17 protein-coding genes and 2 pseudogenes are annotated in these 20,327 nt (G+C 75.8%); 5 read left to right on the top strand and 14 right to left on the bottom strand.

Features of this window, described 5'->3' with window-relative positions; all coding sequences use genetic code 11:
* Nucleotides 1–19: 19 nt before the first annotated feature.
* From ACIP60_RS12730 to ACIP60_RS12715, 4 genes are all read right to left on the bottom strand, one after another.
* Nucleotides 20–1,483 (bottom strand): dihydrolipoamide acetyltransferase family protein, encoded by a 1,464-nt coding sequence (locus ACIP60_RS12730; RefSeq protein ID WP_400682851.1) that lies wholly within the window; start codon nt 1,481–1,483, stop codon nt 20–22.
* 14 nt (nt 1,484–1,497) lie between these two features.
* Nucleotides 1,498–2,472 (bottom strand): alpha-ketoacid dehydrogenase subunit beta, encoded by a 975-nt coding sequence (locus ACIP60_RS12725; protein ID WP_370447637.1) that lies wholly within the window; start codon nt 2,470–2,472, stop codon nt 1,498–1,500.
* Nucleotides 2,472–3,623, bottom strand: a complete 1,152-nt coding sequence (gene pdhA / locus ACIP60_RS12720; RefSeq protein WP_400682847.1) for a pyruvate dehydrogenase (acetyl-transferring) E1 component subunit alpha — start codon at nt 3,621–3,623, stop codon at nt 2,472–2,474. The genes ACIP60_RS12725 and pdhA overlap by 1 nt, the downstream gene beginning before the upstream one ends.
* Before the next feature lie 231 nt (nt 3,624–3,854).
* Nucleotides 3,855–3,980 carry a hypothetical protein gene (locus ACIP60_RS12715; RefSeq protein WP_255410759.1) on the bottom strand — a complete coding sequence of 42 codons (126 nt, stop codon included), beginning with the start codon at nt 3,978–3,980 and terminating at the stop codon, nt 3,855–3,857.
* On the opposite strand from ACIP60_RS12715, the gene ACIP60_RS12710 reads away from it, so the two are divergent.
* Both ACIP60_RS12710 and ACIP60_RS12705 read left to right on the top strand, forming a co-directional pair.
* Nucleotides 3,936–4,595 (top strand): response regulator transcription factor, encoded by a 660-nt coding sequence (locus ACIP60_RS12710; RefSeq protein WP_100837255.1) that lies wholly within the window; start codon nt 3,936–3,938, stop codon nt 4,593–4,595. The genes ACIP60_RS12715 and ACIP60_RS12710 overlap by 45 nt on opposite strands.
* Nucleotides 4,596–4,653: 58 nt before the next feature.
* Nucleotides 4,654–5,739 carry a phosphotransferase enzyme family protein gene (locus ACIP60_RS12705; RefSeq protein WP_400682844.1) on the top strand — a complete coding sequence of 362 codons (1,086 nt, stop codon included), beginning with the start codon at nt 4,654–4,656 and terminating at the stop codon, nt 5,737–5,739.
* A 14-nt stretch (nt 5,740–5,753) separates the two neighbouring features.
* Here ACIP60_RS12705 and ACIP60_RS12700 read toward each other — a convergent pair whose 3' ends face one another.
* From ACIP60_RS12700 to ACIP60_RS12680, 5 genes and pseudogenes are all read right to left on the bottom strand, one after another.
* The gene (locus tag ACIP60_RS12700; protein ID WP_400682841.1) at nt 5,754–7,457 is read right to left on the bottom strand and encodes a protein kinase; all 1,704 of its coding nucleotides are present in this window, start codon (nt 7,455–7,457) and stop codon (nt 5,754–5,756) included.
* A 201-nt stretch (nt 7,458–7,658) separates the two neighbouring features.
* A pseudogene (locus ACIP60_RS12695) lies at nt 7,659–8,900 on the bottom strand (protein kinase); the annotation flags it as partial.
* 163 nt (nt 8,901–9,063) lie between these two features.
* A complete protein-coding gene (locus ACIP60_RS12690) occupies nt 9,064–9,684 on the bottom strand; it encodes a bacterial proteasome activator family protein (RefSeq protein WP_400682839.1) in 621 nt (206 codons plus the stop codon).
* 91 nt (nt 9,685–9,775) lie between these two features.
* Entirely contained in the window at nt 9,776–10,816 is a 1,041-nt protein-coding gene (locus ACIP60_RS12685; RefSeq protein WP_400682837.1) for a hypothetical protein, read from the bottom strand.
* A gap of 103 nt (nt 10,817–10,919) precedes the next feature.
* Nucleotides 10,920–11,903: an NAD(P)H-quinone oxidoreductase gene (locus ACIP60_RS12680; protein ID WP_400682834.1), complete on the bottom strand. Its 984-nt coding sequence runs from the start codon at nt 11,901–11,903 to the stop codon at nt 10,920–10,922.
* A gap of 200 nt (nt 11,904–12,103) precedes the next feature.
* On the opposite strand from ACIP60_RS12680, the gene ACIP60_RS12675 reads away from it, so the two are divergent.
* Entirely contained in the window at nt 12,104–13,162 is a 1,059-nt protein-coding gene (locus tag ACIP60_RS12675; protein ID WP_400684132.1) for a potassium channel family protein, read from the top strand.
* An 83-nt stretch (nt 13,163–13,245) separates the two neighbouring features.
* On the opposite strand, the gene ACIP60_RS12670 is transcribed toward ACIP60_RS12675, so the two are convergent.
* The 4 genes and pseudogenes from ACIP60_RS12670 to ACIP60_RS12655 form a co-directional block, all read right to left on the bottom strand.
* A complete protein-coding gene (locus tag ACIP60_RS12670; RefSeq protein WP_400682832.1) occupies nt 13,246–14,490 on the bottom strand; it encodes a molybdopterin molybdotransferase MoeA in 1,245 nt (414 codons plus the stop codon).
* Nucleotides 14,487–14,789 carry a DUF6457 domain-containing protein gene (locus ACIP60_RS12665; protein WP_400682829.1) on the bottom strand — a complete coding sequence of 101 codons (303 nt, stop codon included), beginning with the start codon at nt 14,787–14,789 and terminating at the stop codon, nt 14,487–14,489. Before ACIP60_RS12665 ends, ACIP60_RS12670 begins: the two co-directional genes overlap by 4 nt.
* A 577-nt stretch (nt 14,790–15,366) precedes the next feature.
* A pseudogene (locus ACIP60_RS12660) lies at nt 15,367–15,957 on the bottom strand (molybdenum cofactor guanylyltransferase); the annotation flags it as partial.
* A gap of 66 nt (nt 15,958–16,023) precedes the next feature.
* Complete coding sequence (locus ACIP60_RS12655; RefSeq protein ID WP_400682827.1) at nt 16,024–16,947, bottom strand: MBL fold metallo-hydrolase; 924 nt, start codon at nt 16,945–16,947, stop codon at nt 16,024–16,026.
* Between the two features lie 198 nt (nt 16,948–17,145).
* Here ACIP60_RS12655 and manA point away from each other — a divergent pair, with 198 nt between their 5' ends.
* Nucleotides 17,146–18,339 carry a mannose-6-phosphate isomerase, class I gene (manA, locus tag ACIP60_RS12650; RefSeq protein WP_400682825.1) on the top strand — a complete coding sequence of 398 codons (1,194 nt, stop codon included), beginning with the start codon at nt 17,146–17,148 and terminating at the stop codon, nt 18,337–18,339.
* Between the two features lie 68 nt (nt 18,340–18,407).
* Here the strand turns inward: manA and ACIP60_RS12645 are convergent, their stop codons facing one another.
* Nucleotides 18,408–18,959, bottom strand: coding sequence for an HD domain-containing protein (locus tag ACIP60_RS12645; protein WP_100837247.1), 552 nt, complete (start codon nt 18,957–18,959; stop codon nt 18,408–18,410).
* Nucleotides 18,960–19,064: 105 nt separating this feature from the next.
* Here ACIP60_RS12645 and ACIP60_RS12640 point away from each other — a divergent pair, with 105 nt between their 5' ends.
* Nucleotides 19,065–20,276 carry a GNAT family N-acetyltransferase gene (locus ACIP60_RS12640; RefSeq protein ID WP_400684130.1) on the top strand — a complete coding sequence of 404 codons (1,212 nt, stop codon included), beginning with the start codon at nt 19,065–19,067 and terminating at the stop codon, nt 20,274–20,276.
* Nucleotides 20,277–20,327 lie beyond the last annotated feature (51 nt).

The raw sequence follows: 20,327 nt of genomic DNA, 5'->3' as shown, positions 1-20,327 counted from the left end.
CCGCGGGGGCGGGGGCGGCTCAGCCCCAGGTGATCAGGCGCTTCGGGTGCTCCAGCACCGCGGCGACGTCCGCCAGCACCTTGGAGCCCAGCTCGCCGTCGACCAGCCGGTGGTCGAAGGAGAGCGCCAGCGTGGTGACCTGCCGGGGCACCACCTTGCCCTTGTGCACCCAGGGCAGCTCCCGGACCGCGCCGAAGGCCAGGATGGCGGCCTCGCCGGGGTTGAGGATCGGGGTGCCGGTGTCGACGCCGAACACGCCGACGTTGGTGATGGTGATGCTGCCGCCCGCCATGTCCGCCGGAGAGGTCTTGCCCTGCCGCGCGGTCTCCACCAACTCGCCGAGCGCGACCGCCAGTTGGGAGAGGGTGCGGGAGCCGGCGTCCTTGATGTTCGGGACGATCAGGCCGCGCGGGGTGGCCGCGGCGATGCCGAGGTTGACCGCGCCCCGGATGACGATCTCCTGGGCCGCCTCGTCCCAGCTGGCGTTGACCTCCGGGTACCGCTTGACGGCGGTCAGCAGCGCCTTGGCGACCAGCAGCAGCGGGCTGACCCGCACCCCGGCGCCGAGCTCTCCGCTCTCCTTGAGCCGGCGCACCAGCTTCATCGTCCGGGTCACGTCGACCTGGACGAACTCGGTGACGTGCGGCGCGGTGAACGCGGAGGCGACCATCGCCTGCGCGGTGGCCTTGCGCACGCCCTTGACCGGCACCCGGACGTCCCCGGACGCGTCCGGCACCGGCCGCACCGGCGCGGCGACGGCCGGCGCGGTCGGCTGGGCCGCCGGGGCCTCCTGGACGGGCGGGGCCGGCGGGGCCGCGACCGGCTCGACGGCCGTCCCGGCGGCGGTGTTCGCCGCGGCGTGCACGTCCTCGCGGGTGATCACGCCGTTCGGGCCGGTCGGCACCACGGCGCGCAGGTCGATCCCGAGGTCCTTGGCGAGCTTGCGCACCGGCGGCTTGGCCAGCGGGCGCTCCCCCTCGACGACGGGAGCGGCGGGCGCGACGGGCGCGACGGCCACCGGCTCGGGAGCCGGGGCGGCGGGAGCCACCGGGGCAGGCGCCGGTGCGGTCGGCGCGGCCGTCCCGTTGCTGCGGCGGGTCCGGCGCTGCGCCGAGCCGGTGCGCGGCCCGTAGCCGACCAGCACCTCGCGGCGCTCCGGCTCCGGCTCGGCCTCCGCGGCGGTCGCGGGCGCGGGCACCACGGGCACGGCGGCGGCGGGCGCGGCGCCCGCGACGGCCACCGCGATGATCGGGGTGCCGACGTCGACGGTGGCGCCCGCCGGGAAGTGCAGCGCCTCGACCACGCCGGTGAACGGGATCGGCAGTTCGACGGCGGCCTTGGCGGTCTCCACCTCGCAGACCACCTGCCCGTCGGTGACGGCGTCGCCCGGCTTCACGTACCAGGTGAGGATCTCGGCCTCGGTCAGGCCCTCGCCCACGTCGGGCATCTTGAACTCGCGGAGCGAGTGAACACCAGTGGTCATCTTCGCTCCCCGGCTCAGAAGGCGAACGTGCGGTCGACGGCGTCGAGCACGCGGTCCAGGTCGGGGAGGTAGGTCTCCTCGACGCGCGACGGCGGGTACGGGGCGTGGTAGCCGCCGACCCGCAGGATGGGTGCCTCCAGGTGGTAGAAGCAGCGCTCGGTGAGCCGGGCGGCGAGCTCCGCGCCCAGGCCGAGGAAGACCGGGGCCTCGTGCACGACGATGCCGCGGCCGGTGCGCTTGACCGACTCCTCCAGGGTGGCGAAGTCGATCGGCGACAGCGAGCGCAGGTCGACCACCTCCAGCCGGCGGCCGTCCTCCTCGGCGGCCTTCGCGGCCTCCAGGCAGACCTTGACCATCGGCCCGTAGGCGATCAGCGTGGCGTCGGTGCCGGGCCGGGCGATCCGGGCCGCGTGCAGCGGCAGCATCGGGTCCTCGCCGACCTCGCCCTTGTCCCAGTAGCGGCGCTTGGGCTCCAGGAAGACCACCGGGTCGTCCGACTCGATGGCCTGGCGCAGCATCCAGTGCGCGTCGTGCGCGTTGGACGGGCTGACCACCCGCAGGCCGGCGGTGTGCGCGAAGTACGCCTCGTGCGACTCGCTGTGGTGCTCGACCGCGCCGATGCCGCCGCCGAACGGGATGCGCACGGTGACCGGCATCTTCACGTGGCCGAGCGCCCGGGCGTGCATCTTGGCGAGCTGGGTGACGATCTGGTCGAAGGCCGGGTAGACGAAGCCGTCGAACTGGATCTCGACCACCGGGCGGTAGCCGCGCAGCGCGAGGCCGATCGCGGTGCCGACGATGCCGGACTCGGCGAGCGGGGTGTCGATCACCCGGTCCTCGCCGAAGTCCTTCTGCAGGCCGTCGGTGATCCGGAAGACGCCGCCGAGCTTTCCGATGTCCTCGCCCATCAGGACGGTCTTCGGGTCGCTCTCCAGCGACTTGCGCAGCGCCTCGTTGAGCGCCTTGGCGATGCTGAGCTGGCCGGCCATCAGTGGTGCTCCCCACCCTCGAAGGAGGCGGCGTACGCCTCGTACTCGGCGCGTTCCTCGTCCACCAGGGCGTGCGGCTCGCTGTAGACGTGGTCGAAGATCAGGGTCGGGTCGGGGTCGGGCATCGAGCGGACGCCCTCCCGCACGCGCAGGCCCAGCTGCTCGCTCTCGGCCTCGACCCCGGCGAAGAACGCCTCGTCGGCGAGGCCCTCCTGCTCCAGGTGGGCCCTCAGCCGCAGGATCGGGTCCTTGGCCTTCCAGGACTCGGTCTCCTCGGACTGCCGGTAGCGGGTCGGGTCGTCGGAGGTGGTGTGCGCGCCCATCCGGTAGGTGAACGCCTCGACCAGGACCGGGCCCTGGCCGGTGCGGGCGCGGTCCAGCGCCCAGCGGGTGACCGCGAGGACGGCCAGCACGTCGTTGCCGTCGACCCGGACGCCGGGGAAGCCGAAGCCGGCGGCGCGGCGGTAGAGCGGGATGCGGGTCTGCACGGCGGTGGGCTCGGAGATCGCCCACTGGTTGTTCTGGCAGAAGAACACCACCGGCGCGTTGTAGACCGAGGCGAAGGTGAAGGCCTCGTTGACGTCGCCCTGGCTGGAGGCGCCGTCGCCGAAGTAGGCGATCACCGCGTCGTCCGCGCCGTCCTTGGCGATGCCCATCGCGTAGCCGGTGGCGTGCAGGGTCTGCGAGCCGATCACGATGGTGTAGAGGTGGAAGTTCTTCTCGTTCGGGTCCCAGCCGCCGTGGTTCACGCCGCGGAACATGCCGAGCAGGTTCAGCGGGTCGACGTCGCGGCACCAGGCCACGCCGTGCTCGCGGTAGGTGGGGAAGGCGTAGTCGCCGGTGCGCATCGCGCGGCCGGAGCCGACCTGGGCCGCCTCCTGCCCCAACAGCGAGGCCCACAGGCCCAGTTCGCCCTGGCGCTGGAGCGAGGTGGCCTCCGCGTCGAAGCGCCGGACCAGGACCAGGTCCCGGTAGAGCGCGCGCAGCTCCTCGGGCGTCACGGTGAGCGGGAACTCCGGGTTGTCGACCCGGTCGCCCTCCGGGGTGAGCAGCTGGACGAGCTCGGGTTCGGCGGTGGCGCCGGCCCGGGCGGGGTCAGGGACGCCGGGGGCGGCCTTCTTGCGCGCCCTCGACGTGCTTTTGACGGTCACGTTCACTCCTCGGTCTGTCCGGCCACCCGGGGTCGCCGGCGGCCGGTCCGGTCGCCTCCCCGGCTCGCGCGCGTGGGTGTGCGCACCAGTGCGGGCAGGCGGTGTTCCCTTTCCGACGGCGTCCTCACGAGAACGTTACCCAGCGACGCCCTTTGGCGCGCTTGCGCTAGGACGTCCTAGTTGTTCCCCGGCGGGGGTGACCGCAGGTGTGGCGCGGTTCGCCCGTTCCGGTCAGGACACCAGCGCACGGTATCCGGGCACGGGCCGCTGCGAAAGGGGGTAACCGGCATCGATTTGTGCGACGCTTTGCAAATGACTGATAACGGACATATCAGGGTTTTTCTCCTTGATGATCACGAAGTGGTCCGGCGCGGCGTGCACGACCTGCTCTCGATGGAGGGCGACATCGAGGTGGTCGGCGAGGCGGGAACGGCGGCCGAGGCGCTCAACCGCATTCCGGCGGTCCGTCCGGACGTGGCGGTGCTCGACGTCCGGCTCCCCGACGGCAACGGGGTCGAGGTGTGCCGGGAGATCCGCTCCCAGGACCCTTCGGTGAAGTGCCTGATGCTCACCTCCTTCTCCGACGACGAGGCGCTGTTCGACTCGATCATGGCGGGGGCCTCCGGATATGTCCTGAAAGCGATCCGCGGCACCGACCTGCTCTCCGCGGTGCGCGACGTCGCGGCCGGCAAGTCCCTGCTCGACCCGGTGGCCACCAGCCGGGTGCTGGCCCGGCTGCGGGACGGCGGCGAGAAGGAGGACGAGCGGACCGCCCAGTTGACGAAACAGGAGCGCCGCATCCTCGACCTGATCGGCGAGGGGATGACCAACCGGCAGATCGGCAACGAGCTGCACCTGGCCGAGAAGACGGTGAAGAACTACGTCAGCAGCCTGCTGGCCAAGATGGGCATGGAGCGCCGCACCCAGGCCGCCGCCTACGTCGCCCGCCGGCAGGCCGACCAGCAGCACTGAGAGCAGATTCGCACACGCTGTGTCAAGCACCCATCACGCCGAGTAATAGGCTCTGTGCGTGACGGACGGTCAGACCATCTCCCTCGCGCCGGCCCGCCCGGACGCCACCGCTCCCCCCGTCGGAACCCTCAGCCCCCCGGTCGCGCACGCCGCCGTGGCCGGGGTCCTGCGCGCCTACCGCATCCCGCCGCCGCTCGCGGTGGAACCGGTCGCGGAGGGCCTGCTCAACCGGGGCTACCGGATCACCACCGCGGAGGGCGGCTACTTCCTCAAGTGCTACGTCGACCGGGCCACCGCCAACCGGTCCGCGATCACCGCCCAGCACCGCGCCACCACCGCACTGGCCGCCCGCGGCCTGCCGGTGCCGGCCCCGCTCGCCGACACCGGCGGCCGCACCGTCACCGCGCGCGGCGGACGGCTGTTCGCGCTCTACCCGTGGGTCGCCGGGCACCACCGGCACGGCACCGGCCTCGACCCGGCCCGGTGCGGCGAACTCGGCGCCCTGCTCGGGGTGTTGCACGGCACGCTGGCCGAGGTGTGCGCCCCGCTGCGGCAGCCCGCCGGGGTGCTCAGCGCCGAGGTCGAGGAGACCGAGCGGATCATCGCCGAACTCCGCGCGCTGGCCCGCGCCCACCGCCCCTACGACGCCTTCGACCGGCAGGCCGAACAGCACCTGGCCCAGCGCCTGGACCTGCTCGCCGCCCACCGCCACCGCCGCCCCGGCCCGGCCGACGCCCCGCCCACCGGCTGGACCCACGGCGACTTCCACGGCCTGAACGTGCTCTACCGCGGCGACACCGTCAGCGCCGTCCTGGACTGGGACAAGCTCGCCCCGCACCCGGTCGCCGAGGAGGCCGTCCGGGCCGCCACCCTGCTGTTCAACGACCGCGCCACCGGCGTCCTCGACCTGCCCCGGGTCCGCCACTGGGCCCGCGCCTACCGGGCCACCGGCGCCGCGGACGCCGAACAGGTCGCCCGCGCCGTCCACCGGGTCTGGTGGGAGCGGCTGAACGACCTGTGGATGCTGCAGTGGCACTACCAGCGCCGCGACCACCGCGCCGACCCGCTGTTCCCGGCGGCGGCCGGGCAACTGGACTGGTGGTGCGAGGAGTACGAGCAGGTCATCGACGCGTTCGCCAACTGACCTGCCCGCACCGCCTACTGGACGGGCGGCAGCCCTCCGACGGCCGCTCCGGTGCTGGACGGGTTCGAGCTGGGCGAGTTGGAGGCGGGGGCGCTGGCCGACTCGCTGGGCTTGGTCCCGGTCGCGCTGGCCGAGGGCGACGCCGACGACGAGCGCGACGGGCTGGTCGAGGGCGACGCCGACGGGCTGGTCGAGGGCGACGCGGACGGCGAGTACGAGGGGGTCGTGCTCTCCGACCGGCTGCTGCTGCTCGGGGTGCGGCTGGGCGCCTGGGTGGTGGGCTGCTCGCTCGGCTGGTCGGTGGCGCGGGTGCTGGCGCTCTGCACCGGCGCCGTCGGCCGCTGGTCCTGCGGGCCCTGCGGGTGGTCGTCGTTGGCGGTCAGCGCCAGCGCGACCCCGATGGTGGCGGCGAGCACCAGCGCGACCGCGCCCAGCACCCAGCCCCACGGGTTGCGCCGCCGCCCCGGCTCCTCGTCGTCCTCCCTGCTGCTGCCGCCGCCCCCGCCGCCGGCCCCGACCGCCGCCGGGTAGGGCGACGCGGGCGTCCGGTAGGCCGAGGTGACCTGGTAGGGCAGCGCCTCGGTGGCGGCCGTCCCGGCGACCGGGTTCATCGGCTCGGTGAGCGAGGCGGAGCCGGTCGGCGGGGTGGCGTCCCAGGCTCCGGCCCCGGCGGCGGCCAGCCCCGCCGCGGCGGCCGGGTGGCCCGCGCCGGCCGCGCCGTGCATCTGCCGCAGCGCGTGCTGCAGGTGGGCGCGGAACTCGTCGGCGCTCTGGAACCGGTCGTCGGGGTTCTTCTCCAGCGCCCGCAGCACCAGCCCGTCCAGCTGCGGCGGCACCCGGTCGTTGGCCCGGGACGGCGGCACCGGCGCGTCCTGGACGTGCTGGTAGACCACCGACAGCGGGGTCTCGCCGACGAACGGCGGCCGCAGGGTGAGCAGTTCGTACAGCATGCAGCCGGCCGCGTACAGGTCGGAGCGGTGGTCGACGGACTTGCCGAGGGCCTGCTCGGGCGAGAGGTACTGCGGGGTGCCCATCACCATGCCGGTCTGCGTCATGGTGGTGGCGCCGCCGGCCAGCGCCCGGGCGATGCCGAAGTCCATCACCTTGACCGCGCCGGTGGTGGTGATGATGACGTTGGCCGGCTTGATGTCCCGGTGCACGATGCCGTGCCGGTGGCTGTAGGCCAGCGCCTCCAGCACCCCGGCGGTGATGATCAGCGCCTGGTCGACCGGCGGCGCCTCCTCATCCACCAGCAGCTCGCGCACGGTGCGGCCCTCGACCAGCTCCATCACGATGTACGGGGTGGACTCCCCGCCGTGCTGCTCCTCGCCGGTGTCGTAGACCGCGACGATCGAGTGGTGGTTGAGCGCCGCGACGGCGTGCGCCTCGCGGGTGAAGCGCAGCCGGGCGGTGTCGTCCTCGGCGAGCTCCGAGCGCAGCAGCTTGACGGCGACGGTGCGGCCCAGCCGGATGTCCTGGGCGGCGAACACCTCGGCCATCCCGCCGCGGCCCAGCCGCCGGGTCAGCCGGTAGCGGCCGTCGCCGACGGTGGGGAACGGAACGGCGCTGCCGCGCCCGGGAGTTCGGGGGCCGGTCGGGAACACCTCGGTGGGTCCGGTGGCCTCGTCCGGGCGTCCCGCGTCCCCGTCCCGGGCGTCCGCCCCGGGCACCTCCGGCCGCTGGTCCCCGTCGTCGTCCGGTCGTTCGCTCTGACCCATCGCTCCTCGCCCCGGGCACCCGCTCGGCGCGCGCTCGCCCTGTCGGTTCTTCTTCAGCACGCTACCGTCTCGCGCCCTCCGGCGTGGAACGGGACGGCGCACGCGGGGGTGGCTTCGGGTGGCGCGAGCCCGTCGGCACCCCGGTTCGAGTACCGTGTCGGTCGGCTGCGCCCGCCGCCGTCAGGAGTTGCCGGCGCTGGCCACCACGACCATCAGGATGATGAACGCCAGCATCAGCACACCGGCGATCACGCAGATCACGACCGCGGCGGTCGAGCAGCCGTTGCGCTCGTTGACCGGCGCCGCCGGGTACGGCATCGGCGGCGGGGTGTGCGCCTGGGCCGGGAAGGGCCCCGGGGTGCTCTGCGGGAACGGCTGCGGGAAGGCCGGCTGCGGGAACGGCGGCGGGGTCTGCGCGGCCTGCGGGAACGGCTGCGGGGTGGGCACCGCGTACGGCGGCGGGGTCTGCGGGCCGGGCGCCGGCCGGTAGGGCTGCTGCACCGACGGCGGACCGGCCTGCGGGCCGGTCACCGGCGGGAAGTTGGTCAGCGACGGCGCGGCGTGCACCGAGCGCGGCCCCTCGCCGATCACCAGCGGGGTGGACGCCTGCAGCGGCGTGTTGCCGCCGCCCCGCTCCCCCGCCAGGACCCGCTCCACCTCCTCGCGCATCGCCTCCGCGGTCGGGAACCGGTGCGCCGGGTCCTTGCGCAGCGCCCGCTCCACCAGCGCGTCGATCCCCGGGGTGACCGCCCGGTTCAGCGTGGACGGCGCCGGCGGGGTCTCCTGCACGTGCTTGTACGCGATCGAGAAGGCCGAGTCGCCGTCGAACGGCAGCTGCCCGCTGAGCAGTTCGAACAGCATGCAGCCCACCGAGTACAGGTCGGACCGGGCGTCCACGCTCTTGCCGAGCGCCTGCTCGGGCGAGAGGTACTGCGGGGTGCCGACCACCATGCCGGTCTGCGTCATCGAGGTGACGCCGGACTGCAGGGCGCGCGCGATGCCGAAGTCCATCACCTTGACGACGCCCTTGCCGGACACCATCACGTTGGCCGGCTTGATGTCGCGGTGCACCAGCCCCTGGTCGTGCGAGGCCTCCAGCGCCGCCAGCACCGCGGCGGTGATCTTCAGCGCCTGCTCGTTGGGCATCGCCCCGAGGGTGGTCACCTGCTCGTCCAGCACGTCCTTGAGCGAACGGCCCTCGACGAACTCCATGACGATGTACGGCGTGGTCGACCCGTCCGCCGCGACGTCCTCGCCGGAGTCGAACACCGAGACGATGTTGGTGTGCTGGAGCCGGGCCACCGCCTGCGCCTCGCGCCGGAACCGCTCCTTGAACGAGGCCTCCCGGCCCAGTTCGGTGTGCAGCGTCTTCACCGCGACCTGACGGTCGAGCACCGTGTCGTGGGCCAGGTGGACGGAGGCCATGCCGCCCTGCCCGAGCATCCGCTGCAGCACGTACCGGCCGTGCCCGAGCGAGTACCCCTCGGTGGTGCCCTCAGTCATGGTCCCAGCTCCCCCTCGGCGCGCGGTACTTCCGGACACCGGTCAGGGTAGCGGTTCGGGGCCGCGCCGAAGCGCGGCCCCGACAAGGCCACCGTGGGTAGGGCTACAGGTACGGACCGGAGCGGATTCCGCGGCCCGGGCCGCCCTCCTCCGGGTCGCCCTCCGCACCCTGCAGGCCCGGGGGCAGCGCCCGCCGCATCTGCTCCAACTGCGCCCGGGCGGCCATCTGCTGGGCGAACAGCGCGGTCTGGATGCCGTGGAACAGGCCCTCCAGCCAGCCCACCAACTGCGCCTGGGCGATCCGCAGTTCGGCCTCGGTCGGGATCGTGTCGTCGGCGAACGGCAGCGACAGCCGCTCCAGCTCCTCGACCAGCTCCGGGGCCAGGCCCAGTTCCAGCTCCTTGATCGAGCTGGCGTGGATGTCCTTCAGGCGCGCCCGGCTCGCCTCGTCGAGGGGCGCCGCCCGCACCTCCTCCAGCAGCTGCTTGATCATGCTGCCGATCCGCATCACCTTCGCCGGCTGCTCGACCATCTCGGTCACCGGCAGCTCGCGCGGCTCGTCGTCCCCGTCGCCCCGTCCGAGCCCGCCGGCCGGCGCGGTGCCCACCGCCATCCCGTCCGGCCCGACGATCAGCACCTTCGGGCTGTCCTCCGGCCTCCCGTTCGCCGCCTGTGCCGCCAGGAAGTGCTCCTGCTGAGACCGCTCGTTCATCGGGTTGGTCATAGCTCCTTCATATGCTTCGTCCGCTACGGAGGTCAACGAAGCCGGACCGCCGATCGTCCCGCCCCGTCCGCTCCGTCTCACCGCTGCCGGCCTAGCGCCTACGCAGCCTCAGCCCGATCAAACCCAGACCCAGGCCGATCATTCCCAGCCCGGCGCCCAGCGGGAGCAGCCGCAGGGACGGATCGTCCCAGTGCAGCGGCGGCACGGCCGGCACCACCGGCCCGGCGGCCAGCGCCCCGCCCGCGGCCTCCGGCGGCGTCCCCGGGTCGGCCGTCCCCGCCCCGTCCGGCAGCGCCTCGTCCTCCGCCGGGTCCGCGGCCGGGCCGCTCCGGCCGGGCGGTGCCGCCTCCGGCGCGGGCGCCGCCTGCCGTCCGGCGCCGCTCCCGCCCGGTCGGGCCGGCGGCGCCGGACGGACCGGGGAGGCCGCCACGGTCGCCGTCCCGCTTGCCCCCGCCGTCCCGCCGTCCGAGGGCTCCGGCGACGGCGGGAGCGGCGGCACCACCGCCTGCTGGTGCCGCCCGTACCCGGGCACGGGCGGGGAGGAGGGGGTGGGGGAGGGGGCCGGCTCGGGCTGCTCCGCGGGGCCGGGGGACGCCGCGGGCGAGGGCGCGGCGGACGGTGCGGTGGACGAGGGGGCGGACGGCGCGGCGGACGAGGGGGCCGGGGCGGCCGGGGACGGCTCCGCCGACTCGACCGGCGCGGCGGGCTCGGCCGGTCCGGCCGGTTCCACCGGGGCGGCCGGAGCCGCGGGGGCGACCGGCGCGGCCAGGACGGTGGCGGTGCGGGTGGAGGCGGCGGTCGGGGCGGCCGTCCCGGGGACGGGGGCCGGCGCGGGCGGCCCGGATATCGCGCCGCCCGGCGCCGGGCTCACCGGTGGCGCCGCGGCCCCGGCCACGAGCCCGGCCACCTGCTCGCGCACTGCGTCCAGCTGTGCCCGGGCCTGTTCCCGGGCCGCGTCCAGCTGGGCCTGCGCCTGCTGCCGCGGCCCGGCCGCCGGGTCGGCGGCCAGGGCCGGGGCGGCCAGCAGCAGCGGGAGCGCCACCCCGGTCAGCGCCGCCCAGCGGCGCAGCGCGGGCGGGCAGGCGGTGGCACGGGCCGGAACGGCGGGGGCGGGGCGGCGGCGAGCGAGCATGGAAAGCAGGTCCTCCCGACGGCCGCCCGCAGCGGGGTGCGGGCGGAGGCGGAACAGCTTGTGACCAGACTCACACACTCGGACAATCCGGGCATGTCGACCGTCAGTCGGTGGCTCCCGGTACCTCCAGGACCACCTTGCCGACCTGGGCGCCGGACTCGACCACCCGGTGGGCCTCGGCGGCCTCGGTGATCGGCAGGACCCGGTCGACCACCGGGCGGACCGCGCCCGCCTCGACCAGCGGCCAGACGTGCTCGCGGACGGCGGCGACGATGGCGGCCTTCTCGCCGAGCGGGCGGCCGCGCAGGTTGGTGGCGACCAGGGCGGCCCGCTTGGCCAGCAGGGCGGAGAGGTTGACCTCGGCCTTGGCGCCGCCCTGCAGCCCGATCACCACCAGGCGGCCGTTGACCGCCAGGGCGTCGATGTTCCGCTCCAGGTACTTGGCGCCGATGATGTCGAGGATCACGTCGGCCCCGCCGAGCGCGGTCAGCTCCGCGGTGAAGTCCTGCCGGTGGTAGTCGATCAGCAGGTCGGCGCCGAGCTCGGCGCAGCGGGCCAGCTTCTCCGGGCTGCCCGCGGTGACCGCGACCCGGGCGCCGACCGCCTTGGCCAGCTGGATCGCCATGGTGCCGATGCCGCTGGCGCCGCCGTGCAGCAGGACGGTCTCGCCGGGGCGCAGGTGGGCGACCTGGAACACGTTGGACCACACCGTGCAGGCCACCTCGGGCAGCGCCGCCGCCTGCTGCGGCGTCAACCCCTTGGGTACGGGCAGCAGTTGACCCGAGGGGACGGCCACCCGCTGGGCGTAGCCGCCACCCGCGAGCAGGGCGCACACCTCGTCGCCGACCGCCCAACCGGCCACCCCGGGGCCGACCTCGACGATCCGGCCCGCGCACTCCAGGCCGGGGTAGGGGGAACTGCCGGGCGGCGGATCGTAGAAGCCCTGGCGCTGCAGCAGGTCGGCGCGGTTGACCGCGGTGGCGGCGACCTCGACCAGCACTTCGCCGGCCGCCGGGACGGGATCGGGTACCTCGGCCCAGACCAGCCGCTCGGGGCCGCCGGGCTCGGGAATCGTGATGGCTCGCATGGCCGCCACGCTACGCCTCCCGCTCCCGCGCACCCCGCCCCCCTCGCCGTCAACGGACAGCCCGTCAGGGCCTCGGAGGCGGACCGGACAGGGTGGCGACACTCCGGCCCCGCCGTCACCCCGGGGCGGCCCGACCCCCCATCCTTGTCCCTGTGCCGAAAACCATCCCGCCCCAGGACCCGGGTGCCCGACCGTCCTTCCTGACGCGCAGTCTCTTCCGGGACGCGGGCACCGACACCAACGACCCCACCCGGCGGATCGCCCTCCCGTCCCGGCCGGGCCGGCCGCCGACGCTCCAGGTCGCCCGCCGGCTGCTGCTGGCGCTGGGCGTGCTGGTGGCCACCACGCTGATCGTGTACGCGGACCACGTGGGCTACAACGACAACGCGGACACCTCGGTCAGCCTGCTCGACTCGGCGTACTACGCCACCGTCACCCTCTCCACCACCGGGTACGGCGACATCACCCCGGTGAGCGACGGCGCGCGGCTGGTGAACATCCTCGTGATCACGCCGCTGCGCGTGGTCTTCCTGATCATCCTGGTCGGCACGACTCTCGAAGTGCTCACCGAACGCACCCGCCTGCAGTGGCGGATCGAACGCTGGAGGCACACCGTGCGGGACCACACCGTCGTCATCGGCTACGGCACCAAGGGCCGCAGCGCCGTGGACACCCTGCTGGGGCAGGGCGTCCCGAAGGAGTCCATCGTGGTGGTCGACCCGCAGGCCAAGGCCGTCGAGCAGGCCACCCACGACGGGCTGGTCGGCGTGCTCGGCGACGCCACCCGGGCCGCCACCCTGATCCGGGCCGAACTGCCGCGCGCCGCCCAGGTGGTGGTCGCCCCCGAGCGCGACGACACCGCCGCCCTGATCACCCTGACCGCCCGCCAGCTGAACAAGGGCGCCACCGTGGTCGCCGCCGTCCGCGAGGACGAGAACGCCCCGCTGCTGCGGCAGAGCGGCGCGGACGTGGTGGTCACCTCCTCCAGCTCGGCGGGCCGACTGCTGGGCATGTCGATGCTCAGCCCCAACGCGGGCGCGGTGATGGAGGACCTGCTGACCTACGGCAACGGCCTGGACGTCACCGAGCGCCCGGTCACCAAGGCCGAGGCCGGACGCAGCCCGCGCGAGCTGGACGACCTGGTGGTGGCGGTGGTCCGCGGCCGCCGGGTGCTCAACTACACCGAGCCGGAGGCCGCGGTGCTCCAGCTCACCGACCGCCTGATCGTCATCAAGCAGGGCACCCCGGTCACCCACTGACCCGGGACGGGCGGGAGGGGGTGGTGTTCCACGTGGAACACCGCCCCCTCCCGCCCGTCCGCCCGCCCGCCGGATTCCGGGGCTCAGGCCGCGGGCAGCGCCAGCACCTCCGCGTACTCCCCCGCCGCCAGGCCGCCGGGCGGGACGACCGCCAGCGCCTCGGCCCGGGCCAGACCGCGCAGCATCGCCGGCCCGTCGTGCGGCAGCGGGACCAGCCCGGCGGCGGTCCGGCGCACCGGGTGCAGCCGGGTGTCGACGGGGTGCCCGGGCAGCGCGGCGGCCAGCGGCTCGACCGGACCGGCGACCGGCCCGGCCCGGCCGGACAGCGCGTGCAGCAGCGGCAGGGCCAGCGTGACGGTGCCCGCCACCGCAGCCAGCGGGTTGCCGGGCAGCCCCACCAGGTGACGGCCGCCGGGCAGCGCCGCCAGCAGCATCGGGTGCCCGGGCCGCACCGCCACCCCGTCCACCAGCGGGTGCCCGCCGGTGGCCTCCAGCGCGGCGTGCAGGAAGTCCACCGGCCCGGCGGCGGTGCCGCCGGTGGTGAGCACCAGGTCCGCGGGCGAGTGCCGGATCGCGTCCCGCAGCAGCCCGAAGTCGTCCCGGACGTGGCGGCTGCCGAGCAGTTCGGCCCCCGCCCCGGCCAGCCAGGGCGGCAGCAGCGGACCGAGCGCGTCCCGCACCCGGCCCGGACCGGGCAGCCCCGCCACCAGCAACTCGTCGCCCAGCACCAGCAGTTCGACGGTCGGACGGCGGTGCACGGCCAGCCGGTCGTGCCCGGCCGCCGCGGCCAGCCCGAGCACCGCCGGGGTCACCGGCAGCCCCGCGGGCAGCAGCTCCTCGCCCCGGCCGCACTCCTGCCCGCGCGGCCGGACGTCCTGCCCGGGCACCACCTCACCACGCAACTGGGCCGCGCCGTCCGGACGTTCGGTGAGCGCGCCGTGCTCGCGCCGGAGCACCCCGGTGGCGCCCGGCGGCAACTGGGCACCGGTGGCGATCTCCACCGCCGCGCCGTCCGCCAGCGGCGCGCACGGCTGCCCCGCCAGCACCCGGCCGGACAGCCGCCACGGCCCCGGACCGGCCACCGCCCAGCCGTCCATCGCCGAGGTGTCGAAGGCCGGCAGGTCGGTGAGTGCCGCCAGCGGCTCGGCCAGCGTCCGCCCCGCCGCCGCGGCCAGCTCCACCCGCTCCACCGGCAGCGGCCGGGCCACCGCCGCCCGCGCCGCGTCCCGGGCCGCCCGCCACGGGCACCCGCGCAGGGTGGCCGCCACCGAGGTCACCCGGACGTCACCGGCCGGGTCCACCGTCCCCATCCCCGCCGGCCCGCTCATCGTCCGTCCGCGCCGTCGGCCGCCGGGGCGTCGGCGTCGTCAGCGGCAGCGGCAGCGGCAGCCGCCCAGCGCTCGGCCAGCGCCACCGCCTTCGCGTTCGCCTCGGCCACCGCCGCCGCGCCGCCACCGGCCCCGGCCGCCGCGTAGCCGACCAGGAACGCGGTGAGCGGCGCCGCCGGCCGCTCGACCCCGTGCGCGACCACCCGGGTCATGTCCAACAGCCCGCGCACGTCCACCGCCAGGTCCACGCCCAGCTCGGCAGCGGCCGCGGCCATCCACTCGTCCAATGTGCGCTCCATGACGCCCATGCTGCCCGATCCGGGCACCCGCCGACCGCTTCCCCGGTGAGCGCCACACGTCGTTTCGCTCACCCCCCGCCCCCACCCGCCGTGAGCACCCCGCCGAAGCCGCCCCCACACCCCGCCCGGCCCCGGCCCGCAGGCGGCTCCGGCCGACCACCCTTCCCACGCCCGCCACCGGACCCGGACCCGCCGAAGCCCCCCACCGGGCCCGACTCCATTTCGCGCGCCGCCCGGCCCCGCGCCCCGAACGATCTCGAACCGCGCCGGGTCCGGCCAGCCGCCCTTCCCGCACCCGGCCCCACCGAAGCCCGCCAGCGAACCCGACTCCGCGCTTCTCCCACCGCCCGGGCCCACACCCCGCCCGGCCCCGGCCCGCAGGCGGCTCCGGCCGACCACTCTTCCCACACCCGCCACCGGGCCCGAACCCGCCGAAGCCCGCCACCGGACCCGACTCCGCTGCACCCCGCCCGGCCCCGGGCCGCAGGCGGCTCCGGCCGGGTGCCGCAAGGTCGAGGAGGCCGTCGCCGGACCTGCCTGGCGTGCGCAGACTCCGTCCCCCTCCTCCTCAGGACTCCCCGGCCTCCCGCCCCGCCCGGTCGCGGGCCGCGGCCAGCTCCGGCCAGGTGTCGCAGTCGAAGGAGGCGTGCGCCGGGTCGGGCAGGCGGGTCAGGCGGAGCGGGGCGAGCAGGTGGCGGAGCGGGCGGCCGGACGGGTCGCCGAGGGCGGTGAGCGCCGCGCGCAGGGCGGTGGTGCGGTAGGCGGCGGCCAGCGGCTGGTCGCGGCCGTCGGCGTCGACCAGCAGGGCGCCGTCCGGGCCGCCGTCCCCGTCGAGCGCGGCCAGCAGCCGCCCCACCGTCGGCCGGTCCAGGAACGGCAGGTCGGCGGCGAGCAGCAGGACCCGGGGCGCGGTCACCGCGGGCAGCGCGGCGGCCACCGCCGCCAGCGGGCCGCCGCCCGGCGGGTCCTCGCGCAGCCAGCGCACCCCGGCCCGCTCGGTGGGCCGCTCGGGGCCGACCACCAGGACCTCGCGGGCGTCCGCGCAGGCCGCCAGCACCCGGTCCAGCAGCGGGCGTCCGCCGACCGTCAGGGCGGGTTTGTCGATCCCGCCGAGCCGTCGCCCCGCCCCGCCGGCCGCCACCACCGCGTCGTACCCGTTCCGCGTCACCCCCGCAGTATCACTCCCCGGCCGCCGCTCCCCCGGGGCCGCTCCCCCGGCACCGCCCCCTCGGGGTCACTGATCGTCGCCGTCGACGATCTCCGCGTCCACGATCCCGTTGTCCTCGTGCGGGACCTCCCGCCGTGCGACGTTCGCGGCCGCGCCGTGCTCCAGGATGGCCGGCAGGGTCAGGCCGCCGTAGCGCTCGTTCACCGCGGCGGCCAGCGCCTCCGCGTCCTCGGGGTGGTCGTGCAGGGCCTCGTCGAAGTCGCGCAGGTAGCCGGCGGTGAAGGCGAGCACCCGGTGCGCGGCGTCGTCCATGCCGGGGGCGCGGTGCCCGGCGATCACCCGGTCCACGCCGAGGTCGGCGATCCGGACCAGGTTGTGCGACCACTGGTCGCGGGCGTCCGGGTCGGTGTCGGCCGTCCAGACGTGGGTGCCGTTGTAGGCGAAGTCGCCCGCGACCACGGTGCGGATGCTCGGCAGGTGGGTGATGGTGGAGCCCGCGCTGTCGCCCTGGCCCAGCTGCAGGACCCGGATCAGCTGGCCGTCGATCATCAGCGGGCGCGGCAGCAGCGGCGCGGGCAGCAGCGGCTGGTCCGGGACGTCGTCGCCGTACACCGGCTTCCACTGCGCGACCTTCGCCGCCGCGGTCCGCCCGATGCCCTCCACCACCGAGGGCGCGGCCAGCAGCTGCGCGGCCGGGAACAGCCGCAGCACCTCCTCCGCGCCGAAGTAATGGTCGGGGTGCTGGTGGCTGACCACGATCGCCAGCAGCTCGCGCCCCTTGCCGGCGATCCACTCGGCCAGCTCGCGCCCGGCGCTGCGGGTCAACTGGGCGTCGACCAGGATCGCCGTGCGCTCGCCCATGATCAGGCTGGAGGTGGCGAAGAACGCGCTCTCCGGGCCGGTGAAGACCTCGACCTCCAACGGGCGGACGGCCGGTGCGGCGTCCGCCCGGTGGCCGGGGGCGCTCTCGTCGGACGGTGACGCGGTCACGGCTGCTCCCCTGGTCGGTGCGGCGGCGGGCGCGGGCCGGCCCGTCCCGTCCAGCCTGGCCGGAAGGCCCCCGCGCCGCCGGGTGGGCGCGCCCAGGAGGGTGATCACCGCAACCCCCCGGGCCACCGCGGGCGTCGACTATTGTCGTTGGTCCCCGGCCACCGGGCACCTCGCGCACACACCATTCCGGGAGCACTGATGGACCGGCTCGACAACACCGTCCGCGACTACGCCTGGGGTTCGACCACCGCCGTCCCCGAGCTGCTCGGACGGCCCGCCACCGGTGCGCCCCAGGCCGAGCTGTGGATGGGCGCCCACCCCGGCGCGCCGTCCCTGGTCGACCGCGGCGACGGCCCCGTCCCGCTGGACCGGCTGATCGCCGCCGACCCGGTCGGCGAACTGGGCGCCGCCTCCGTCGAGCGGTTCGGGCCGACGCTGCCGTTCCTGTTCAAGGTGCTCGCCGCCGCCCTGCCGCTCTCCATCCAGGCCCACCCGACCAGGGCGCAGGCCCGGGCCGGGTACGCCGAGGAGGAGGCCCGCGGCATCCCGCTGGACGCCCCGGAGCGCAACTACAAGGACGACAACCACAAGCCCGAACTGATCTGCGCGCTCGGCGAGTTCGAGGGCCTCTGCGGCTTCCGCACCCCCGCCGACGCGGCCGCCCTGATGGCCTCGCTCGACGTCCCCGGGCTGGCCCCGCTGATCGACCTGCTGCGCACCGAGCCCGAACCGGAGGCGCTCGCCGGGGCACTCGCCGGGGCGCTCGGCCTGACCGGCGCGGCGGGCCGGGAGACCGTGGCCGCCGTCGCCCGCGCGGTCACCGCCGCCGCCCCCACCGACCCGACCGGCGAGCTGGCCGGGTACGCCTTCGCCGCCGCCGAGCACCCCGGCGACCCCGGGCTGGTCGCCGCCCTGCTGCTCAACCACGTCCGGCTCCAGCCCGGCGAGGCGCTCTACCTCGGCGCCGGGCTGCCGCACGCCTACCTGCGCGGCACCGGCGTCGAGATCATGTCCAACTCCGACAACGTGCTGCGCTGCGGCTTCACCCCCAAGCACGTGGACGTCCCCGAACTGCTCGAGGTGGTCGACTTCCGCGGCGGCCGCCCGGAGATCCTGCGCCCCGCGCCCGGCCCGGACGGCGAACGGCACTACCCGGTGCCGATCGACGAGTTCCGGCTCTCCCGCTACGAACTCACCGACCGCCCCGCCACCCTGCCCGGCGACGCCCCGCAGATCCTGCTCTGCACCGCCGGAACGGCCGAACTCTCCTCGGGAGGACGGACGTTGACGCTCCACCGGGGCGAGTCCGCGTTCCTGCCGGCCGACGGCACCGCGACGCTGCTCACCGGCCCCGGCGCGACCGTCTTCCGCAGCACCGTCACGCTCGACTAGCGGCCCCGGCCGGGATCGGGCCCGGGAGCAGCACCGGACCGGACCGGCTCAGACCGGCTCAGACCGGCTCAGACCGGGAAACGCCCCTGGTACGCCAGCCGCGCCCCGGCGTCCGCGCCGATCGCGGTGAGCAGCTCGTCCAGGGCCAGGAACCACGTCCAGCGCTCCCCGCCGCCCGCCCGCGCCAGGGCGTCGACCAGCAGGTCCTCCAGCTCCGGGACCCGCTTGTCCTTCCACACCTTGTCGGCCACGCAGACCAGCAGGTCCTCGGCCGTGGAGGACGGGCCCCAGTCGGCGTGCCCGGCCGCGAACCGGGCCAGCTCCGGGGCCACCCCCGCCGCCAGCAGCAGCTCCCGCCCGGCCGGTTCGTGCGCCGAGCCCGGGCCGGACAGCTCCGAGCGGTGCACCGCCTTCCCGATGTCGTGGGTGGCCGCCCCGAACAGCACCGCCTCCCGGTCCACCGCCAGCTCCGGGCAGCGCTCCGCCGCCCAGTCCGCCAGCCGCGCCGCCACGTCGTGCACCAGCCGCAGGTGCGCCACCAGCCGCGGCGGCGCCCCCGCCCCGGCCAGCAGCTCGGCCGCCCGGTCCGGCAGCGGCAGCAGTTCCAGGTCATCGTCCATGGCGGGCGACCCTACCCGACCCCGTTTAATCCCTTGACCGTGGACGGGCGAGCGGGCTGCACTGGCCCGGACAGGCGACGGCGACCGCGGAAGGCGGCGGCATTGATCGACATCCGGCCCACCACCGAGCAGGACCTCGACCTCTTCGTCGAGACCGTGCACGCCGCGTTCGGGATGTTCGTCGACCCGCCCGGCGCGGACGGCGGCGGCGTCTGGTGGTCGGCGTTCGAACCGGAGCGCGGCCTGCTCGCCCACGACGCGGACGGCCGGCCGATCGGCACCGCCGGGGCGTACACCTTCGAACTCACCCTCCCCGGCGGGCGGATCGTCCCGGTCTCCGGGGTGACGGCCGTCGGCGTGCTGCCCTCGCACCGGCGGCGGGGCGTGCTCACCGCGATGATGCGCCACCAGCTCGCGGAACTGCGCGGACGCGGCGAGGTGCTGGCCGTGCTGCTCGCCTCCGAGTCGCTGATCTACCGCCGCTTCGGCTACGGGCCCGCCACCTACACCCAGCGCTACACCGTGCCCCGGCAGCGCGCCGCCCTCGCCCCCGCCCGGGCCGGGGCCGCCGAGGCCGGGACGGTCGAACTGCTGCACCGCGACAGGGCGGTGCCGCTGCTGGAGCAGGTCTACGACGACTACCGGCGGCTGCGCCCCGGCTCGGTCTCCCGCCCGCACCGCTGGTGGGAGCGCGGCGCTGGCCAGCCGCCGGTCGCCCCCAAGCCCCGCTACGTCGCCCTGCACCGGGACGCCGCCGGCCGGCCCGACGGGTACGCCAGCTACAGCGTCGAGGAGGGCCGCTCACTGGTGGCCGACGAGACCGTCGCCACCACCGACGCCGCGTACGCCGCGCTGGCCCGCTACCTGCTCGGCCACGACCTGGTCGAGCAGGTGGTGTTCAAGCACGTCCCGCCCGACCACCCGCTGCCCTGGCTGCTCGCCGACTACGGCGCCGGCCAGCCCGGCAAGCACACCGACTGGCTCTGGGCCCGGGTGCTGGACGTGCCCGGCGCGCTCACCGCCCGCGGCTGGAGCACCGACGGCACGCTCGTCCTCGACGTCGACGACCCGTTCCTCGGCGAGCACCACCGCCACCTGCTGACCGTCCGCGACGGCGAGGCCACCTGCGTCCCCACCGACCGCGCCCCCGACCTCTCGCTCGACATCAGCGACCTCGGCTCGATCCTGCTCGGCGGCACCACCCCCAGCACCCTCGCCCGGGCCGGCCACCTCCGCCCCCACCACCCCGAAGCCGCCGCCCGCGCCGACGCCCTGTTCCGCGCCGACCGCGCACCGCACTGCCTGCACTGGTTCTGAGACGCGGCGGAGCCCCCGCGGACGAGGTCCGCGGGGGCTCCTGGCCGATCG

Source organism: Kitasatospora sp. NPDC088783 (genome assembly GCF_044750705.1).
In the GTDB taxonomy this organism is placed as follows: domain Bacteria; phylum Actinomycetota; class Actinomycetes; order Streptomycetales; family Streptomycetaceae; genus Kitasatospora; species Kitasatospora fiedleri.
Note: the sequence above shows the minus strand (reverse complement) of the source record. Positions and strands in the feature narration are given on the sequence as shown.

Coding starts and splice junctions, on each gene's coding strand:
- ACIP60_RS12645 (WP_100837247.1), bottom strand. CDS start 18,959: ATGGACGATGACCTGGAACTGCTGCCGCTGCCGGACCGGGCGGCCGAG.
- ACIP60_RS12700 (WP_400682841.1), bottom strand. CDS start 7,457: ATGGGTCAGAGCGAACGACCGGACGACGACGGGGACCAGCGGCCGGAG.
- ACIP60_RS12725 (WP_370447637.1), bottom strand. CDS start 2,472: ATGGCCGGCCAGCTCAGCATCGCCAAGGCGCTCAACGAGGCGCTGCGC.
- ACIP60_RS12685 (WP_400682837.1), bottom strand. CDS start 10,816: ATGCTCGCTCGCCGCCGCCCCGCCCCCGCCGTTCCGGCCCGTGCCACC.
- ACIP60_RS12680 (WP_400682834.1), bottom strand. CDS start 11,903: ATGCGAGCCATCACGATTCCCGAGCCCGGCGGCCCCGAGCGGCTGGTC.
- ACIP60_RS12665 (WP_400682829.1), bottom strand. CDS start 14,789: ATGGAGCGCACATTGGACGAGTGGATGGCCGCGGCCGCTGCCGAGCTG.
- ACIP60_RS12670 (WP_400682832.1), bottom strand. CDS start 14,490: ATGAGCGGGCCGGCGGGGATGGGGACGGTGGACCCGGCCGGTGACGTC.
- manA (WP_400682825.1), top strand. CDS start 17,146: ATGGACCGGCTCGACAACACCGTCCGCGACTACGCCTGGGGTTCGACC.
- ACIP60_RS12710 (WP_100837255.1), top strand. CDS start 3,936: ATGACTGATAACGGACATATCAGGGTTTTTCTCCTTGATGATCACGAA.
- ACIP60_RS12730 (WP_400682851.1), bottom strand. CDS start 1,483: ATGACCACTGGTGTTCACTCGCTCCGCGAGTTCAAGATGCCCGACGTG.
- ACIP60_RS12690 (WP_400682839.1), bottom strand. CDS start 9,684: ATGACCAACCCGATGAACGAGCGGTCTCAGCAGGAGCACTTCCTGGCG.